The organism is Stomatohabitans albus, assembly GCF_036336025.1.
Taxonomy (GTDB): Bacteria; Actinomycetota; Nitriliruptoria; order Euzebyales; family Euzebyaceae; genus Stomatohabitans; species Stomatohabitans albus.
This window is the reverse complement of the sequence record NZ_JAYKKE010000001.1, coordinates 595,902-614,660: the sequence shown is the minus strand read 5'-3', so window position 1 is coordinate 614,660 and position 18,759 is coordinate 595,902. Positions and strand designations below refer to the sequence as shown.

Annotated in this window: 16 protein-coding genes; 4 read left to right on the top strand and 12 right to left on the bottom strand. The window is 49.6% G+C overall.

The window, feature by feature from the left end:
• Positions 1-28: 28 nt before the first annotated feature.
• The gene (locus tag VCU37_RS02660) at positions 29-1,198 is read left to right on the top strand and encodes an LLM class flavin-dependent oxidoreductase (RefSeq protein ID WP_336249085.1); all 1,170 of its coding nucleotides are present in this window, start codon (positions 29-31) and stop codon (positions 1,196-1,198) included.
• A gap of 123 nt (positions 1,199-1,321) precedes the next feature.
• Here VCU37_RS02660 and VCU37_RS02655 read toward each other — a convergent pair whose 3' ends face one another.
• From VCU37_RS02655 to VCU37_RS02640, 4 genes are all read right to left on the bottom strand, one after another.
• Positions 1,322-1,681 (bottom strand): hypothetical protein, encoded by a 360-nt coding sequence (locus VCU37_RS02655; RefSeq protein ID WP_336249084.1) that lies wholly within the window; start codon positions 1,679-1,681, stop codon positions 1,322-1,324.
• An 8-nt stretch (positions 1,682-1,689) separates the two neighbouring features.
• Positions 1,690-2,226, bottom strand: coding sequence for an ImmA/IrrE family metallo-endopeptidase (locus tag VCU37_RS02650; protein WP_336249083.1), 537 nt, complete (start codon positions 2,224-2,226; stop codon positions 1,690-1,692).
• A gap of 163 nt (positions 2,227-2,389) precedes the next feature.
• On the bottom strand, positions 2,390-3,946 hold the full coding sequence (locus tag VCU37_RS02645; RefSeq protein ID WP_336249082.1) for an ATP-binding cassette domain-containing protein: 1,557 nt from the start codon (positions 3,944-3,946) through the stop codon (positions 2,390-2,392).
• On the bottom strand, positions 3,943-5,241 hold the full coding sequence (locus VCU37_RS02640) for an ABC transporter permease (RefSeq protein WP_336249081.1): 1,299 nt from the start codon (positions 5,239-5,241) through the stop codon (positions 3,943-3,945). The genes VCU37_RS02645 and VCU37_RS02640 overlap by 4 nt, the downstream gene beginning before the upstream one ends.
• Positions 5,242-5,336: 95 nt before the next feature.
• Between VCU37_RS02640 and VCU37_RS02635 the strand changes: the two genes are divergently transcribed.
• Positions 5,337-5,975: a TetR/AcrR family transcriptional regulator gene (locus VCU37_RS02635; protein ID WP_336249080.1), complete on the top strand. Its 639-nt coding sequence runs from the start codon at positions 5,337-5,339 to the stop codon at positions 5,973-5,975.
• 99 nt (positions 5,976-6,074) lie between these two features.
• Here the strand turns inward: VCU37_RS02635 and VCU37_RS02630 are convergent, their stop codons facing one another.
• The 7 genes from VCU37_RS02630 to VCU37_RS02600 form a co-directional block, all read right to left on the bottom strand.
• On the bottom strand, positions 6,075-7,526 hold the full coding sequence (locus VCU37_RS02630) for a S8 family peptidase (RefSeq protein ID WP_336249079.1): 1,452 nt from the start codon (positions 7,524-7,526) through the stop codon (positions 6,075-6,077).
• A gap of 251 nt (positions 7,527-7,777) precedes the next feature.
• Positions 7,778-9,259, bottom strand: a complete 1,482-nt coding sequence (locus VCU37_RS02625; RefSeq protein ID WP_336249078.1) for an SNIPE associated domain-containing protein — start codon at positions 9,257-9,259, stop codon at positions 7,778-7,780.
• A 150-nt stretch (positions 9,260-9,409) separates the two neighbouring features.
• A complete protein-coding gene (locus VCU37_RS02620) occupies positions 9,410-10,345 on the bottom strand; it encodes an ABC transporter substrate-binding protein (RefSeq protein ID WP_336249077.1) in 936 nt (311 codons plus the stop codon).
• Between the two features lie 72 nt (positions 10,346-10,417).
• Positions 10,418-11,083, bottom strand: a complete 666-nt coding sequence (locus tag VCU37_RS02615) for an ABC transporter permease (protein ID WP_336249076.1) — start codon at positions 11,081-11,083, stop codon at positions 10,418-10,420.
• Between the two features lies 1 nt (position 11,084).
• Complete coding sequence (locus VCU37_RS02610; RefSeq protein ID WP_336249075.1) at positions 11,085-11,711, bottom strand: ABC transporter permease; 627 nt, start codon at positions 11,709-11,711, stop codon at positions 11,085-11,087.
• 23 nt (positions 11,712-11,734) lie between these two features.
• Entirely contained in the window at positions 11,735-12,547 is an 813-nt protein-coding gene (locus tag VCU37_RS02605) for an ABC transporter ATP-binding protein (protein WP_336249074.1), read from the bottom strand.
• Between the two features lie 252 nt (positions 12,548-12,799).
• Entirely contained in the window at positions 12,800-13,495 is a 696-nt protein-coding gene (locus VCU37_RS02600; RefSeq protein WP_336249073.1) for a hypothetical protein, read from the bottom strand.
• 379 nt (positions 13,496-13,874) lie between these two features.
• Here VCU37_RS02600 and VCU37_RS02595 point away from each other — a divergent pair, with 379 nt between their 5' ends.
• Together VCU37_RS02595 and VCU37_RS02590 are read left to right on the top strand one after the other, a co-directional pair.
• On the top strand, positions 13,875-15,995 hold the full coding sequence (locus VCU37_RS02595) for a cell wall-binding repeat-containing protein (RefSeq protein ID WP_336249072.1): 2,121 nt from the start codon (positions 13,875-13,877) through the stop codon (positions 15,993-15,995).
• A gap of 105 nt (positions 15,996-16,100) precedes the next feature.
• Complete coding sequence (locus tag VCU37_RS02590; protein WP_336249071.1) at positions 16,101-16,712, top strand: SA1002 family membrane protein; 612 nt, start codon at positions 16,101-16,103, stop codon at positions 16,710-16,712.
• Between the two features lie 50 nt (positions 16,713-16,762).
• Here the strand turns inward: VCU37_RS02590 and VCU37_RS02585 are convergent, their stop codons facing one another.
• Positions 16,763-18,619, bottom strand: coding sequence for a glycerophosphodiester phosphodiesterase family protein (locus VCU37_RS02585; RefSeq protein WP_336249070.1), 1,857 nt, complete (start codon positions 18,617-18,619; stop codon positions 16,763-16,765).
• Positions 18,620-18,759 lie beyond the last annotated feature (140 nt).

Here is an 18,759-nt window from a genome sequence, read left to right as displayed (position 1 = left end):
GTTCAGCTCATTTTGAGGAGTACAAATCATGCATATCGGTATTTTTAGTGTTTCTGACGTTACCCCGGATCCGACAACAGGTAAGGTGCCTACCGAATCCGAGCGCATCAAGAACATCGTTACCGCAGCAAAAACGGCTGAAGAAGTTGGGTTAGACGCTTTCGCTCTGGGTGAACACCACAACCCACCGTTCGTTAGCTCCTCGCCTACCACGACCTTGGCTTGGATCGGTGCGCAGACGAAGAACATCTTGCTGAGCACGGCCACAACCTTGATCACAACAAATGACCCGGTCAAGATCGCTGAAGACTATTCCATGCTCCAGCACTTGACGGGTGGGCGTGTGGACTTAATGCTCGGACGTGGAAACACAGCACCCGTGTACCCGTGGTTCGGTAAGGATATCCGTAAGGGGATTGAATTATCTGCCGAGAACTATGGTCTTTTGTACCGCTTGTGGCACGAGGATGTTGTGGACTGGAAGGGGCAGTTCCGCACTCCCTTGCAGCAATTCTCCTCAGTTCCTCGTCCGCTTGATGGCGTTGCCCCCTTCGTTTGGCATGGTTCAATCCGTTCAGCCGAAACAGCTGATATGGCAGCCTATTACGGGGACGGGTTCTTCCATAACAACATCTTCTGGGGCCAAAGCCACACCGCAGAACTCATTAATTACTACCGTCAGCGTTGGGAAGCTCATGGCCAAGGCCGTGCTGACCAGGCAATCGTGGGTATTGGTGCCCAGGCGTACATGGCTGAAAACTCTCAGGATGCGATTAATGAGTTCCGTCCATACTTTGATAACGCCCCTGTCTACGGCCATGGGCCGTCCATGGAGGACTTCACAAAGATGACCCCGCTGACGGTGGGTTCACCACAGCAGGTTATCGAACGGTACGCTGCCATGCGTGAAGCCTACGGTAACGTGCAGCGCATTATGTTCTTGATTGACCATGCTGGGTTACCCATTGACAAGGTCATTAAGCAGATTGAGATTCTCGGTACGGTTGTTGCGCCTGCCCTGCGCAAGGAATTTGACGACAACCGTCCGGCTGATGTGCCCGACGCCCCGACCCACGAATCACTTGTAGCTGCACGTGATGCCAAGTTGGCTGAGGAAGGCAAGAAGCCCTGGAGCGAGGCCTATCGTTTCCACACGGGTGACAACTGGACGGGGTTGCGTGCTGAAGACCAGCGCTAATCCCTAACGGGCGCATGCGCGTTCGTACTCAACGCTAAACAAAACCCTTGGACCATCGTTGATATGGCCCAAGGGTTTGTTCATATCCCAGACCCACAGATAGGTCTGGTTACGGTTCGGGCATTAGAGTTCGTCAGGAACCTCAGGTTGCCGGTTTGTGCCAACGGTCGAACGCAACCCATCACTAGGAAAAAGGGAGCGAGCCATGATGGCGATGAGCCCGATGACCTCAACGGTGAGACCGGTGATGAGTGCCACCCCAACGGCGGCAGGTGGTGGTGGAAAGTACACAAACCACACGATCACCATGCCAATTGACGCTGCGGTACACCCGTACGCAAGAATCAAAATGTGCTTGAATAAGGCACTCCGGAATGTGGTGGTCTGTTGAAAGGTATCCTTCAAATGCGCTAATTCAAGGCGGCTCTGATCGGCTTCGATCTCATCAGGTACCGCAGAATACAGTGCTTTAATATCACCCATGGCCATTCCTATGCGGGCGTGTTTGTGGCACGGGATGCGGCTTCTTCCTCGCCGAGCCGGATGCGCTCTAACCGTTTTTCTATGGCTGGGATCGTTACCTTGAAATACTTGGCCATATAGATCTCATCGCGACCGTTTGCCCGTAATTCCTCGATCTGATCGGCAGGCATCAACAACTCACCGGCGAATTCATCGGCATAAAACTCATGTAGGTCGTAATCATTAGACGAGCGCGAATCGACGAAGGTGTATTCCAAATCGTTATTCATCTTGCGTTCGAAGTAGTGGCCAAGTTCGTGGGCAAGGGTGAAGCGTTGGCGCAACACCGGTTCATTCTTATTCAAGACGATGAAGGGCTGCTCATTCGGGTGTTCTTTTTGAATAAACCCCGAGATGCCTGGCTTTAAATCAGCTAATTGCACATCAATATCCAGGTAACGGCATAGTTTTGACAGGCTAATAGCACCTTTCTCATCATCTGGGAGAAAGGAATTGCGGACGCGCTTGGCCTCTTGACGGGCGAGGACCCAAATCCTGTCTGCCATCATGCACCTCTTCTTGCGTGATGTTGAACGTGTGTACAGGATAACAGGAAGACTCGAACAAAGCAATAGGAATAATCAAACGATTATCTATTGATTATAAATAATAGGATAAAATTAGTGTTATTACAGTATTGCTGCGGGGATTGGTAGGTGAAACTACCTGTCACGATGAGTCGTTGGACGGCACCACAAGACCCTGGTGCAACCGAATCAGGCGATCACATTGACGGGCTTCTTGGCGGTAATGGGTGGTAATTAACATGCCTACACCGGCTTGGGCGGCTGTTCGCAGGGTATTCCATAGCTGAGCGCGTGCGAGCGAATCCATCCCTGATGTTGGCTCATCGAGAAGCAGGAGCCGGGGTTGATGGCTCATTGCGCACATCACCGCTAATCGGCGTTGGGCCCCTAGAGGTAGGCGATATACCGGTGTGCTTCTAAATGGGGTGAGCTGTTTGCGAAGGTCGGCATCTATGCGTGTGTGAAATACCGTGGTCGTAAAGGCCAGGTTCTCACGTGCCGAAAGCGTGGGATACAGCCCCAAGCGTTGCGGAACATAACCTATAACTGAACGAGTCTGATGGTTTGGTGGTCCGCCAAGTAAGTTGACCGTACCACTCGTGGGTTGGGTTAAGCCCAATATGATGCGTATGAGCGTACTTTTGCCCGCGCCGTTCCCGCCGATGAGGCCTACTATCTCGCCAGGATCAACCTGCACACTCACATTGTCTAAGGCTTTAAATGATCCAAAGGTATGGGTGATATGGCGCGCATCAATGAGGTGTCCATGCAATGGTGCATGACTGTGCTTGTTATTCCACGTCTCTTGTGGATCAGGCGTATGGTGGGCGGCGGCTAAGAGTGCCCCGATGGTGGCCAGCTCAAGATCTACGGTTGCGCGGTGCAATGATTCGTTGGTGGGTGGTTGAGCCGAAGAGCTGAACCAATACAACTGGGTATGGCCACGCTGCCAGGACCACTGTCTGCCTGAGGTTTCTGCGGTAGGTAGGGTGGGCGTGTCTCGGGTTGGTTGCTCACGGTGTTGGGCCAGTGAAGGTATAGGTTCTTCCCAAATCGTGCCCGGTGATTGTGCAATAACCTCTTTAGGTGTGCCTTTGGCGAGGGTACGTCCATCATTTAAGACGAAGACTTGATCGGCCTGCTCGGCTTCATCCATATACGCTGTTGCGAGGATAACAGTGCTCCCGTTATCACTGGCTGTTTCGATCAACCGCCAAAGGGATGCTCGGCTTTCTTGGTCTACTCCGGTTGTTGGCTCATCGAGAAGAAGTAATGCCGGCTCATGCAGCATGGCCATGATGACACCGAGTTTTTGGCGCATCCCTCCTGAAAGCTGCTTGGCTAGGCGTTGTTCCGTGCCTTCAAGGTCAGCTATCTGAAGCAGTTCTTGTGTCCGTGCTTGCGCAACGATGCGAGGTATCCGATAAGCCCGCCCCATGAATGCGAGGTTTTCGGCCACAGAAAGGTGATTCCATACCCCAGAGGTGGCTGGCTGGTAGCCAATCTGATGGGCGGGCAATCCTGTTAAACACTGGCGTTTGTGGTTGGCTGGCACTGCTAACCGACGAAGCAAAGTGGTTTTCCCGGCACCGTCACCCCCAACCAAGGCACTGATTGTGTGCGGGGCGAAGGTTGCCGAAAAATGGTCAAGTGCGACTTGACGCCCATAGGTAATGGTGAGATTGGACAGGCTAATCATCGCACTGCACCGCCTTTGCGAAGGAGCATGTGCATACGAATGGTGGCGGCACCAAAGAGCACAATGGCCATACCAAAAAGAATTACCAAGGACATACTGAGTTGTTCGATGCTTGCATCACGCAACATGATGCCTCGAGATACTTTGATGAACCAGGTCAGTGGTAGGACATACCCAATCCAACGCACCTGTTCACCCATTGATTCAAGGGGGAAAACAAGACCTGACATGAGGGCTTGGGGTAGCACCACCATAATGCTTAGTTGGATTGCTTGGCCGGTGGTTTCTGAGAGTGATGAAATGAGGATGCCAACACCGAGTACAACGACAACAAAAAGCACGGTGAATATGGCGTAGCGCCAGATACTTCCAGTAAATGGAACCCCAAATAGCGATACGCCAATGGCCGTGATGGCACTGGCATCTGCCAGTGCGAGTGCAAAGTACGGGGCAATTTTGCCGAGAATGATGCCGGTTGGCCGAATCGGCATAACCGCAAGTTGTTCAAGGGTTCCTGTTTCACGTTCTCGAACAAGCCCAATGCTCGTCACGATCACGCCAATAAAGGTGATGACCACACCTATTAGTCCAGGCACCATGATCCATGAGGTCTTTAAATCGGGATTGAAGTACACGGTGGATAGCTGATCAATGTCAACATCGTCAATGGATAGGACCGTCGTGTCTGGTAGTTCCGGCGTCTCGGGAATCGTTGGGAGGCTGGGCTGTTGTTGCAGCTGGGCAAGTACCTCAGGGGTGAGCGGTCCATCGAATGTGGTGCGAAGCGTGTCAATTTGCGTGCGAATAGAGGACAAATCGCCTTTAAAGGCTTCTGCGCGACGGCGTGCATCCTCAATGTCGGCGCGTATTTCAGTGACATGGGTTCGGTTATCATCAGCGATAACACGCATCCATGCCCGCTGCACCGACTGGGCGCTAAAGAGTTCTGAGCCATCAATGTAGATGTGGGTGTACGTAGAGAGGAGGGCGTTATGGTCGGGCTTTTGGGCAACCACGATCGCGGCATAATCCTGGTGCTGCAATGCCGTTGATATCTCGTCCTGGGTGAGTGATGTTGCTGCACTGTGCACACTGAAATCGTCCTGTGCGGTAGCTGATTGGCGGAGCACCGCTTCAACATCGGTTTTACCTGGACCGGTGATCAGGATAGAGGTGCGGTCTACTGAGAAGTTTGCCGCATACCCAAAAATGATGAGTAGGACGATTGGGATGATGACCAACAAGGCCAAGGTTCGTCGGTCTCGGAGTAGTTCTCGAAGTTCCTTGATTGCCATTGCATACACCGCATTCACCTCCACAGGTCTATATTTCATTTCGTAGTGAAATAAAGTATAGACCTAATTCATCTCTTAGTGAAATTAATTCGTTTATGATGATGATCGGAGGTCATATGGGTGCGGCAGAGGATTCACAAATCACACCATCTCGACGGGGTCCTCGTGGCGGTGGTGATACAGCCAGAGCTGAGATCTTGAATGCTTCAATTGCCGTATTTGCAGAGGTTGGGTACCAATCTGCAACGATCAAAGCCATAGCGGCGCAAGCCGGTGTAGATACCAAATTGGTGCATTATTACTTCGGTACGAAAGCTGACCTCTTTGCTGCCACAATGAGTTTTCTCTTCGCTGATCTTGGGTTACGCGATCAACTTTTGGCTGTGCGTACTCCTGGTGAAGGTCAAGGGGCAAGGTATATCAAAACGGCGTTGACCTTCATAGAAGAGAGTGACGTTGGACCAGCGTTCCTTGCGCTTATCCGAAGTGTGGGAACCCACGACGAGTCAAGACGCATTATGTTGACCTTTATTGAATCAGTCCTGCACATGATTGAGGGCGGGGAGCCAGAAGCGCAGATGCGGTATCGTGCGTCGTTGCTCGGAACACAAATGCTTGGACTCTTTTTTGTTCGCTACATCTTGAAGAATCCTGTTCTCGCCAACGTGCCTATCGATCAATTAGCTCACGATATCGGCCCGACAATCGACCGTTATCTGGGTGGGTCGTTGTAATCAGTCATGTAAGCAGGTCTTTAAACCACAGAACGCGAGCATATGCTCGCGTCCTGGGTGATCATGTTTGGTTGTAATGATGGTCGATATGACCCTTGGTTAACGCTCAGGCCGCGTGAAGTGGCGAACCGGATTCATCGGTTTTGGAGCGTTAGGCTTGTGAAGAATCGGAGTCGGTACGTTCGGAGCCGGTGCTAATTCAACAGGTGCCGGTTGCTTTGGAGCTGGCTGAGCAGGAGCAGGCTGTACCGGGGCCGGCTGTGGCATCGGATAAACCGGACTTGGTTGGGGTGCATGAGGGGCTGGTGCTGGAACATGCGGGGCTGGTACAGGTGCTGGCAACGGGGCAGTTACAGGAGGGGCTTGCGGTGTAGGGCTGCTCGGGGTTTGGTTGACTGGCATTTCGGGTGCAACTGGTGCAACGGGGGTTGGCTGAGGTGCGACACGAGTGAGTGCGCTGAGCACGTTAATGGTCTTGCGTGGGCCAGTTGCTGTGTTGCGGACAGTATCTTGCAAGGTCGTGTAGCTGAGAGAAGGATTTGCAGCCTTCAACAAGGCCAAGGTACCTGAAACCATTGGCGCCGCCTGACTCGTTCCATGCATATACATGAAACCACCTTGGTGATTGAGCCCGGCAATGTAATAGCCCGGTGCCGTTACATCAATGTAGTCATTGGTGTTAGAGAAACTAGCCCAGTTGCCATCTTCCTTGATAGCTCCAACGGTAAAGCAGTCATCGTAGGCAGCAGGCCAGCGCTTTGGAGAACCGCTCGCCGCATCGTTTCCGGCTGAGACCACGACAGGGATGCCACGGTCATTCGCTGCCTTGATGGCACTCTCAACCAATGGCATTTCGGTCTTTGCGGTCATCGAGATATTGATGATATCGACATTGGCGTTAACAGCGGCCACAATCCCAGAAGCCATCATCGTTGATGTGCCATGGGCATTATCAGCCGTAATTTTGCCGTCCCAAATCGTTACCTTTGGCGCCAAACCGGCAATATCTATCTTATTGTTTGTGCCTGCGGCGATAATCCCTGCAACATGGGTGCCGTGGCCGTCCTGATCCCCCGGTGTAGAACCGGGAGCCACGTACCCACGAACCACGCGACCTTCAAAGTCGGGATGTTCGGCATAGACTCCTGAGTCTAGGACCGCGACTGTTACACCCTCACCTTGGCTGATTTTCCAGGCATCTTCGGCCTTGACGTAGTCAAGATTCCATTGATCCCAACGCCGCATGTCATTGACCCAGGCATCATTCGTCCACAGGCTAAATGAGGGCTCAGTAACTTGTTCGTCGTCGTGTTCTTGAAGGTCAATCTGGTCTGGGAAGGTGGCGACTTCTTCGGTTTGTTGCCCCAAGACCTTGTCGCCACTGAATACCTTTGTTAAGGAGAAGGTTTGGGGAGCTTCCTCAATGGCCAACGTGCCATCAGGACGTTCAATAAGGCGGACAATGTCGCTAGTATTAGCGAGTGCGGGAGTGCTAAGTCCGCCAGCGAATAAGGCTGCTGCTAAGAGTGAGACACTACCAAACTTGATCATGCCCAGAGTGACGGAATATCACTCTAAGTGCTTAAGCCTAGCTAAGGGTGATTTATTTCTACGTATAGTACGTAGTTTTTTCATCGGTTTTTTTGTAGATGGACGATGTGCTCAACCCTTAGGCATGATACCGCTCGCGTAATGGGTCCATACCCACAGTAAGAACGACCGGAAAAGGCCGGTCGTTTGAGTAAGACATTGGATGTAGTGGTCCATTCATGCCTCAGGGGCTGGTCGATGGTCAAAGCTAGTCAGCTAGCTGGTTGAGAATTTTGAAGTCTTGTTCGCTCCTGAATGGATTGCCGATACTGTTCGGCCTCTGGCTCTTCAACAAACTCGAGAAGATTCCCTTGGATAGAAAGAAGGACTTCTTTTACTTCGGCGGGTGTTACTTCAAAAAACTCTCGACGCTTGTTGATAAGGTTCACTCGTCGTGATGCAAAGTGGTGATGAAGTTCGGTCTCTACCCCAACAGCATCTTCGGTAAAGAATAGTGCGTGAACATCGAAATTGAACGGTACTGATGCATCGGACAATTCGCGGACGCGATCCATAGGGTCTAATCGCCGTATAAGCCCAATTTTAACTATGCGATCACCAAATGAACCGATATTAGAAATAACATACACATACCCAGCTCGAATATTGGCAGCTCGATAATCTACCTGCTCAATCGCATGGCCAATTTCTGATAGTTTGTCTTTAATTTTTTGAGCCTCATGCTCATTACCAGATGTTTGAATACGATCTAAAATAGAGAGGTAGTGTTGTTGTTCCTTATACAACTTCTCGCGTTCACGTTTGAACTCTTCTTGAGCTTTTCGCTCCTCTCGTAGGCGTCTACGCTCTTCCCGATTTGCCTCTTGTTCAGCTTTCTTGGCATTTTGATACTGTAGTGTTAAATGAAGTTCTTGGAGGCAAAGGTTGTGATACTCATCTGTGATATTTAAATTGATCATTGCACCTAGTCGCGCTATTTGGCTACGTGCACGATCAATACGTTTCCGAGCGGCATCACCTTTTCCTGCCTTTACCGTTAAAATACAGTTCTCAACTGTTGCATTGTAAGACTGTAAGCACATTTTAGACATATCGCTAATGAATTTTTTACCTTTTTTAGAAGAGTTGTTGTAGGTGAAGTGATTGGCGGCAACTGTTGCCATATTACTTTTTACTAAGTGTTTTTTGTAGTCTTTTATACTTGATAATTGGCTTTTTAGTTGGATGGATGATTCGGCAGGATTGGAGTACTCCAGTAGTCCGGCATCAAGGTAGGTTGAAGTCATAAGATAGACTTCATTAAGTTCATCAATTAGTATTTTTATTTGATTATATTCGTCCTTAAGGTGGTTGAGTCTTTCCTCTGATTTAAGCACTTTTGTTTGAAGCTTGCTAAGCTCTTTTTCTTTTACGGATTGATAGTTTCTTGCCTCCTGATCAATCTGATTAATATAACCCTGTAGGCTTTCATGAGCTTTTTGTTTTTCAGTTTCTACGTAGGTTTTGGTCGATTCATACGAAGACTTCAGCTGTTCTTGCTGAAGATATAATTGTTGAACAGCTGCTCGGACCTGGTCCGCACCCTCTCCACCAACAGTAGAGAAAAGTTGATTGATACGGTTTAGTTCTTGCTGCAATACACGATTCTGCGATTCGAGGGCAAATATTTGTTGGGTAAGGACTGCGTTGCTCTGTGTAAGCTCTTCAATTTTTTTACGCCCGAAAATTGGCATAGTGGCACCTTTAGAAACATTAAAGCCAGTAGTTCTAAGGATTCAATCGGAATGCAGGGAGCATTTTTGATGATCTAGGCCAGGTATTTATTAACTAGCCTAAAAAGTAAACGACCGGCATGGGCCGGTCGTTCTTGCAGGGAACAAGGTTCAGTTTGTGTAATTCGTGCTTAGCCATTCCTCAGCAATTTTGTCTGCAGGGAGCTGGTCATTCACGCTCTTCATGTTCATTTGAATGAGCTGATCAGTTTCGAGCTTGCTGTTGATTTCATTAATGGTTGTCACGGCTTCTTCGGGAAGGTCAGTACTGCCGATGGCAACAATATTTGAGGCGGTGAAGAGCCCTTTATCGTCGTTGAGAGAGACGAGGTCATTTTCAGCGAGTGAAGGTGACGCCGTGTAGACGATCGCCATCTGAACGGTACCGTCCTTGAGTGCTTTCACCGTGAGCGGGCCACCACCATCTTCGATAGGCGTGAACTTCACCTCAACGTCGGTGGCTTCTTTCAAGCCCTTAGGTCCAAATGGGCGTGATTCGAGCTCCGAATTAGCCGCAACAGTGATTGGGTCCGTCACCTTCGTGATATCCGAGAGGTTCTTGAGCCCCCATTTATCCGCGAATGCTTTACTGACGGTATAAGAATCCTGGTCGGCGGCTGGCGCCATACTCAATACTTGCAGCCCCTGTGGAGTGGTCGCTTTGAGTGCCGTTAGTACGTCATCGGCAGTTGTTGCCGTGGATTCTTTGTCCCAATACCGAAGGAGAGGTCCGCTGTACTCGGGAAATAGGTCAATCTTCCCTGACTCAATCTCACCGATATAGGCCTCACGCTGCCCAATACGAAATTCGCGTTTGACATCAAGACCCTTTGCCGACAATGCCTGAGCATAGATTTCTGCGATAATTTCGTTGGAGTAATAGTCCTGAGACCCAACCACAATCGGCGAATTATTCGCACTGTCTCCGGTTGAAGTCGATGCACCTTCACTCGTACTCGCGAGCGGGTCACCGCCTGAACAAGCTGCAAGTGCGAGTGAAGATAGGGCGAGTACACCAAGAAGTTTGACGTGCTTGGATAGGTGCATGGGATAGTCCTCTCGTTGGATAGCACCGGAACTACCGGCTGAATGGCACTTACCTATTCTAGGGTGATTACCTTAATCGGTGGGAACCGCACGAGTGATTGAGCGTTGCTGTAAAAACTCAAACCCAATATCAATCGTCAGGGTTAACACCGTCACTAAGATCGCACCACCCAACATAAGTGGATAGTCCTTGGCTTTAAGGCCAGCAAAGATGTAACGACCGAGTCCGATATCGGCTGTGTAGGCAGCCAGTGTTGCGGTGGAAAAGACTTGCAGCATCGCGTTCCTGATGCCACCGAGTATTACCGGCAGGGCTAAAGGGATCTCTACCAACATAAGAATTTGGCGCTCATTCATCCCGGAGCCTCGCATGGCATCAATAACTTGATCGTCCACCGCCCAAATGCCTGAGTAAGTTGCAGCCAAGATCGATGGGATTGCGAGCACAATCAAGGCGATGAGTGGAGCCTTCAAGCCGATACCTAACATCAATGCAACGAGGGTTAACAATGCCAGGGTGGGTACTGATCGGGCTGCTGCGGTGAAGGTCCAGATGAGTTTACCGGGACTACGCCGGTGGCCTAACCACATGCCAAGTGGGCCGATTAATAGAAGTGCAACGACAACGGCCAAGAGGCTGACGCCTAGGTGCTGGATAATCCGCATCCCAATACCGGATGGGCCTACCCATGATGAAGCTTGACCGAGCCACTGAAAGGCTTCTGAAAAAATATCCATTTCAGTTACCTGCTGATTCCGGGGTTGCCTTGGTCCAAGGCAACAGTAGCCCTCTTGAACTTCCCAACAAAACATCAAGGACTAGGGCAATGGCCATCGTGAGTAGTGTTCCGGTCAGGACCTCGACGACAATGCCACGTTGAAAGCCATCAGTGAGGAGGCTCCCCAAACTTGAAATACCGACAAGTGCACCAATGGTGACGAGGGCAATGGTTGAGACCGTTACGACCCTCAAGCCTGAGAGGAGAAGGGGGGCTGCCAAGGGAAGGTCAACCTGCCAGAAAATACGCATTTTGGAATACCCCATCGCAAGTGCAGTATCTCGGAGTTGAGGATCAACGGCACCAAAGGCATCGGTGGCAGAGCGTGCCATAAGGGCTACTCCGTACACCACCAGGGCGATAATGACGGTGGAGTAGGAGCGTAAGGATGTCCCGAAAAGAATTGGAATGATAATAAGTAGCGGCAGCGCGGGGATGGTGTACAACAGGGACGCCATATTCGTGAGCACTCGACCGATCTTTGGGTAATTAAACGCAATACGACCGATGGGAATAGCAATAACAAAGCTCAAGACAATCGCTGGGATAGACAGCAATAAGTGCTGCACAAGGAGCTCAAGAATCATCTCGTGATTTTGGAGTATCCAATTCATTCGCTGATAACCCCGATCGCACGGTCGGACTCATCAACCACGATGTTGCGCCCATCCTCATTCACAATGTGAAGCATCCGTTCATGGTGGAAGTCGCCGATAAACGAGCTCACGAATTCATCTTCCGGGTGCTCAGAGATCTCTTGTGGCGTTCCTACCTGTGCGACCTCGCCACCTTTCTTCAAGATAACGATACGGGTACCCAAATAAAACGCTTCTTCAATATCGTGGGTGACAAACACAATGGATTTGTCAAGCTTCTCCTTGAGCACCTTCACTTGGTCCTGAAGCTCTCGGCGCACGATCGGGTCAACTGCACCAAAGGGTTCATCCATTAACAAGATGTCACCTTCGCAGGCTAGTGCCCTGGCGACGGCTACCCGTTGTGCTTGACCGCCAGAAAGTTGGGTGGGGTAGCGCTTCCACATGGACTGGTCAATACCGACCATTTCAAGGTACATTCCTGCCTTATCACGGGATTCGTTCTTCTGGTAGCCCTGAAGGATGGGCAGGATCGCTACGTTCTCAAGAACGGTCTGATGAGGCATCAACCCAGCATTTTGAGGTACATACCCGATATTGCGCCTGAGGATTACAGGATCACGCGAACTCACATCTTCATCATTAATCAGTACCTGACCCTCGGTTGGTTCCTCCATCCGGTTAATCATGCGAAGCAGTGTGGTTTTGCCTGAACCAGATGACCCCACAAGTACAAGCGTTTCACCCGTGGAAATCTCCAGTGAAAAATCCTCGACTGCCTTAGCCCCGCTGGGGTAGATCTTTGAGACCGAATTGAAGGTGATCATGTTCTTAATTTAGCGGCCTACGCCCATAAGGCCATGACACTATTGGCCGTAAGATAGCGTATTGCTGAAGTGCTATGCCTTGTTGAATGGCGTTGGAGGCAGAGAAGACGTAGGAAGAATTAGGTCAAAAATAGATGATATATGGGTAAGTATCTAATACTTAATATCAATAATAGTCGTTAATATTGGCTGACTATTGATAGCCAGCCAATATATTGTTTACCGTATTCAAAAGAATGTTGAGAAAACGGTTTACTTACCGTTTACTTCTTTGTCTACTTTTAAGACTTCTTTTTCAGGCAGAAGTACAACTTTTCGGTCTCCGACAGGCTTTTCGAGATCAACGCTCTGACCTTCTACCATCAAGATAGCTCTGCATGCTTCTGGTGCGTCTTCTCGATGGCCCTCAACAAGCCCAACCATGACCTCCTTGTCCGTCTCTTTTACGACAGGTCGATGGCCATAGCATTTATCGTCGCCAGCGATATAGATCAGCCGGAGTTTGTTGTCGCGCTTAACTACAAGGGTGTCGATTGACAAGGCGTGCTCGTCTTTCAAGTTCTTTGCCGCTGTGGTGTCTTTAACTTCAGATGGATTAAATCCAAACGGCAACTCATCTTCACCGGCGTTCATATCGTCTTTGCCTTCAACAATGATGTGGGTGTTCACCTTATCCTCTCCTTCCTTCCGATTGGGTTTTGGTTCACGATCGGGGTAGGTGATGGCGTCATCGGATTTGATGTCGTCAGGGTAGGTGATGGCATCGTCAGATTTGATGTCGTCGGGGTAGGTGATGGCATCATCTTCGATCTGGTCGGGATAAGTAATGGCGTCGCTTTTGTCTTGGTATGTAGTTGTGGCGATATCGTCGGTTCCAGAGCACCCTGCAAGTAGTGCAAGTGCGCTTAGTAGGATGGCGATTTGATGGGGGCGAAATGGTGTATTCATAGTCGGACCTTAATTGAAGTGGGGAGCAACGTGCTCGTGAACTGAATACATCAAGTAGAGCAACAGAACCGATACTCATCAACTAAAATAAGGGTTTTGGAGTCTTTAGTTATAAGTAACTTAAGATTCTATTAAATAGTTTTCATGTTATGTCTGCCTAAGGATTAGTATTAGTGAATAGGTTTTACGAAATGATGACAATGAGCCTCGTACTGAGGAATGGCATCATTGTTGGCCGCTATGTCCGCCAGAGGTATCGAGAGCACGTTGGGTTGCGCTTTCGGTACGACCTGGGTTTTTAGCCTTTAGCTGTTGTGAACAATCGCCGTAGATATGGGAGCTGTTTGATAGGCGTTTCGCCTTCGTGAATGGAGCATTGATGGTAGTACGGCAGATTTGTGGACTCATCAGCGCGGGAGCATTGCTCTTAGCTACTGCGTCGCCCGTGATGGCGGCGGGCAAAGACCCGTTCTGGGATGATCACACCCAAACGATGCATGTCCAGATTCAAGCGGTTGGCGATATCAACTCCAGAGGCATGTTGTGTTCTGGGACCGTGGTCTCGGACCAGCATGTATTAACCTCTGCTCACTGTTTTGAAATGGGTAAACAGTTATCCGTTGACAATCCTGAAACAGTTCGTGTCTGCACCGCTCGTTTGCACTGTGCGGACGCCATTCGTGTTGACCTGTACCGCGAAGGCGATTTGGCTGCACTAACTATGCCGCCTGGCACCTATACGGGTATCGCATATCGGAAGTTTGGAATTAAAACGCCCAATAAGGCCCTTGGGATGTCCTTTCGCGCGTGTGGCCGCAATATCGCTGCCGAACGTAAGCGGGATATTGATCACTATTCGATGAGTTGTACGGCTGAGAATATTAAAAGCTATATGTATTCCATCCGTCAGGATGATGCGTGGCCCGGCGAGTTGTTGGACCGTCCATTTGCCTCTGCGATATGGGGGCCGTTTCCTGACTACCAAATGATTCGAAAAATCGAACGCCAAGAACACCGTGTAGTTAATATCAACGCCAAGTTGAACTATCTCTACGAGCTTTCTTCTGGTGACAGTGGCGGAGGTTGGTTCTCAGAGACCGAAGATGACGAACGCTTAGTAGCGGTCGAATCGTACGCAGGACCAGAGGATTTCGAAGTACCCGGTCAGCCAAGAATTGAATTTCCTGGAGCTGGAGCAGTGCTCCTCGAAGGTGAGACGCTGGATTGGGCGAACAATATCGTCTATAGCGGTACCACTCAGCCTGAACCACCGGCAATAACGTATGGCGAGGAGCTACCTGGCTGGGAACATGTGATAGCCCATGAAGAGGCTCGGTTGCGCCGTACCCGTCCAGATCTCTTTAGCGATCAATCTTCAGGGAATGCCCAACCTTCACCGCCTTCTGGGCCAGTACAGCCCCAACCTCCAACGGAGCAACCAAACCCGATACAACCACCGGTACAGGCACCTGCACCCGTGCCGGTGCCACCAACTATGAAACCCAGCCCTGAAGGGCCACCGCCTGTAGCTGAACAGCCGAGAACGCCTTCCCCAGCACCGACACAATCACCGCAGCCTGATTCCCCCGAACGGCGCATTAGTGACCGGCCAGGACCGGCATTCCCCCAGGTGAATGGTGATGGATATACCATCCCATTTATGCAGCGGTTCACTCGCACGGTTGAACCGGCTGAACAAACGCGGGTCGCGGGAGAGAACCGAGTTGATACGGCTATCAAGCTATTTGCCCAAACGGTAGAGGCTCCCGTGGCGGTCCTGGCTACGGGTCGTTCTTATGCCGATGGTCTTGCCGGTGGTGCACTGGCAGGTGTACTCCGAACCGGCATCCTACTTACCACCGCCCAGGGTGATGATGGTTTGGAGCCAGCTGTACGTGCCCAGCTCAACGCGAGTGGTGTTAAGCAGGTGTATGTCATTGGTGGGTTAGCCGCAATTGGCAACGGAGTAGAAAACTCACTAACAGAAGACGGGATCACATTCACACGGCTCGCCGGCTCCAGCCGATTTGAAACTGCTGAGCGGATTAATCAAATGATTGACCGCCTTGCACCTAAACCTGGCCCAACATTGATTGCTTCGGGGTCAAACTTTCCTGATGCGCTCGTTGCGTCGTCAGCAGCTGCCCGTCTGGGTGGAAAGGTTGTACTCGTCGATACCAACCACCCCTTTGTAGGTGAGGGCATCTGTGTAGGTGGCCCGGCCTGTGAAGCTGCACCGAATGCCACGACTATCATCGGTCAGGACCGTCTAGAAACAGCCTATTTACTAGCCGCCAGGCTGCCCTACTCGGGTAAGGTCGTTGCCGTTTCAGCCTCCAATTTCCCCGATGCGCTGGCAGCGGGTGCGTGGAGCGCCCGACACGATGCGACGATGGTGTTGACTGATGGAACGACCGTTGGTATTCCCCATAATGCAACATCACTCACGCTTGTCGGTGGTGAACAGGTCATCAGTCCAACGCCAAGTATTCGGTCCTAGCTTGACAGTACTGTGTGGGTACCTACGGATTCATTTGACTGTAGGTACCCATTCTTTGTGTTGGGATGGAGGCGGTAGGCTATGGTCCGAGCATGAAGGGGCCTGATGATTAACCTTATTCAAATAATAGGAATTATAACTATATTTTATTTTATTGATTTAATTATTAATAGAGGTAAGGAGGGGAAGTCTAGGTTCCGTTTCTTGTATATAGCTATTAACTTTATAATTATGGTTGTTGCGGGGGCTATCTCCGTTGTGCTAGCAGCTATTCCAATTGGAGGGTCTGCATTACTCATCGATGGCTACTTAGAGCTTATTGATGGAATCTTCCATTCAAAGTTTAATTCAACGAGCTTTCTGTTAATGATTTTTATCATTGTCTTTGTTGCTGGAATTATTCAGTTCTACTTGCGATTATTTATGATTAATCGTGGGTGGCTTAAGCGGCTGGGAAGCGAAGATATAGAAATTATTGAATATTTTATTCAATGGAGCACGATCTATCTTGCCGTCTACCAATTTATGTTTGATGGTATTAACCAAGTATTTTCTGAAGTTATTGGTGCATCGACTGCAAAAGATATGTTTCAGGTAATTCTAACCCCAAGAAATATCAACTTAGCCATGCAACCAATTCTTATTTCTACTTGGATTGCTGTAGTGATTGAAAAGCTCCGACAGCGGCGATTGCCCGAGCAGGTTGGAGCTGAATAGCGCTATGGAGTGGCCAGCATCAGGCTATTCGGCCACTCCATAGCTGAGGGTCAAAGGCTAAACGCCTGAAGAACTAGGTCAAGGTCGGTCAAACCCGCCTGGCGCTGTAATCCCTGTTGCACTTTGCCTGGGAAGTCGGTGATTAATCCGTCGATATCCCACTGAACAAATTTTTCAATGGACTCGTCCTTATTGACCGTCCAAACCACAACTTTCTTTCCAGTTGCACGAATCTCATCAATTTTGTCTTGTTTGGCTTCTTCCTCCTCCATGATGAGGAAATCGCCTACAAGGTTGGTCGAATCCCCGACACTAAAGAAATACAAGAACCCTGTGAGTAATTCAGGATACGTAGACTCCGCATACTGAATGATGTCGTAGTCCAGACTCAGGATAACCGCCTGGTCTTCAACGCCGTATTCCTTGATCATCTTGGCAACATCATCAACCATTTGATGATCGGCGGAGACACCTTTAAGTTCGATGAATAACCCAATTTTGCCTTTGGCAGTCTTGAAGTAATCATCAAGTGTCGCAACGGAACCGGATGGCTTCTGAGGGTTGAATAGATCCTTAACCGGAATCTCGGTTGCCTCTGAAACAGTGAGATCGCCAGGAGTTTTATCCACACCTGCAACACGGTTGAAGTCCTTGTCGTGGTTGATCACATACCCGCCATCTTTGGTGCGTTGAACATCGAATTCAGACCACTGCACCCCTTGATCGATAGCAGCCTGTAATCCTGCCACCGTATTTTCGGGTCCGAGGTCGCCGCCACCTCGGTGGGCTACAACAGCGATGTGATGTTTGGGGCGAAAGATCTCATCGAAAAAGGCAGCCCCGATCATGGCTCCGCCAACACTAAGCAGCAGGGCACCTGCGGTGAGTCCCGCCATGATTGTTTTTGGACGGGTGGCTTGCGCCCGCTCTTCATCGGGGAGATAGGTGAGGACGAGTGAATCGTAGTTGCGTACATCGCTCGGTTTTGAGATATGGAAGTACTGTTGCAAGAAAAACTGTGTTGTCAATTTCAAGAAGAACGGCAATGCCAGGAATGTTACAAACGCAAGAAGTGCAGCGCCGATAAGTAACAAGAGGACTAAACCAAATCGGCGTGCCAAGATTTCGATATTCAGCCCATTTACCAAAGTTAACCCAAAATATGTGAGGGCAGCTATGGCGATAAGCGTGATAGTTACGATTAATGATGGTGGCAAAATATGTTTGATATAGCCCCAAAGATTGTGACGCATAAACACAAAGGATCGCTTCATCGCTACATAGGGTGAGACTTTTTCAAGCAGCATGATGTGGAATGTGAACTGCAAGAAAACACCAAGCACAATAAAGACACCGATAGCAACGTAATACAGTGTGCTATAGAGCGGAGATCTAAAAATTACATCAGTAATAAAGTTTGGAATTTTGAATTGGCTGAAGGCGCCAACAGATATACCAACGCCACTAAGCGGTACCACGAGCGCAATATAGGCAACTAAGAGAATGACTGATGGGTGTAGAAAGAGGGGCAGTGTCTTAAACGCTGCGATGAGGGTCTGTCGCGCATTTGGTCGATAGCCTCTGGTTCGTTTTGTGGATTCAATAATCACAAATGCCAGGATGTCGGTGGCGATCGCAACAACAATAAACACGATCCCAATTGCCAACAAGGCAAAACCCTGAGGGCTAAGTAAAAATGAAATGTAGTCACCGCTACTCAATGCTGTTCGGCCAGATGACCTAATCAGCCATTTCATGATAACTGAAAATGCTGGAAGAACTAAGAGAGCCAGTATTGGTTTGGTCAGTAGCTGGTACTTAATAAAGAGCCAGTTATCTAGCCAAAAGTCATTGTCGATAGAAATTGGTGGAGCAAATGCTTGCTCCTCGTTGTTATTTTGCTGCATGTGGTCTTCTCTTTCATTCTTTCGGCAAGACCAGCCGTATCTCACGCCAACTATGGTGAATGTGCTACACCATGTTCTAACGATTATTAAAATCCTTGGAACCATGGCAAGTTTCCAAACCTAGCACCATTTCCTTGATA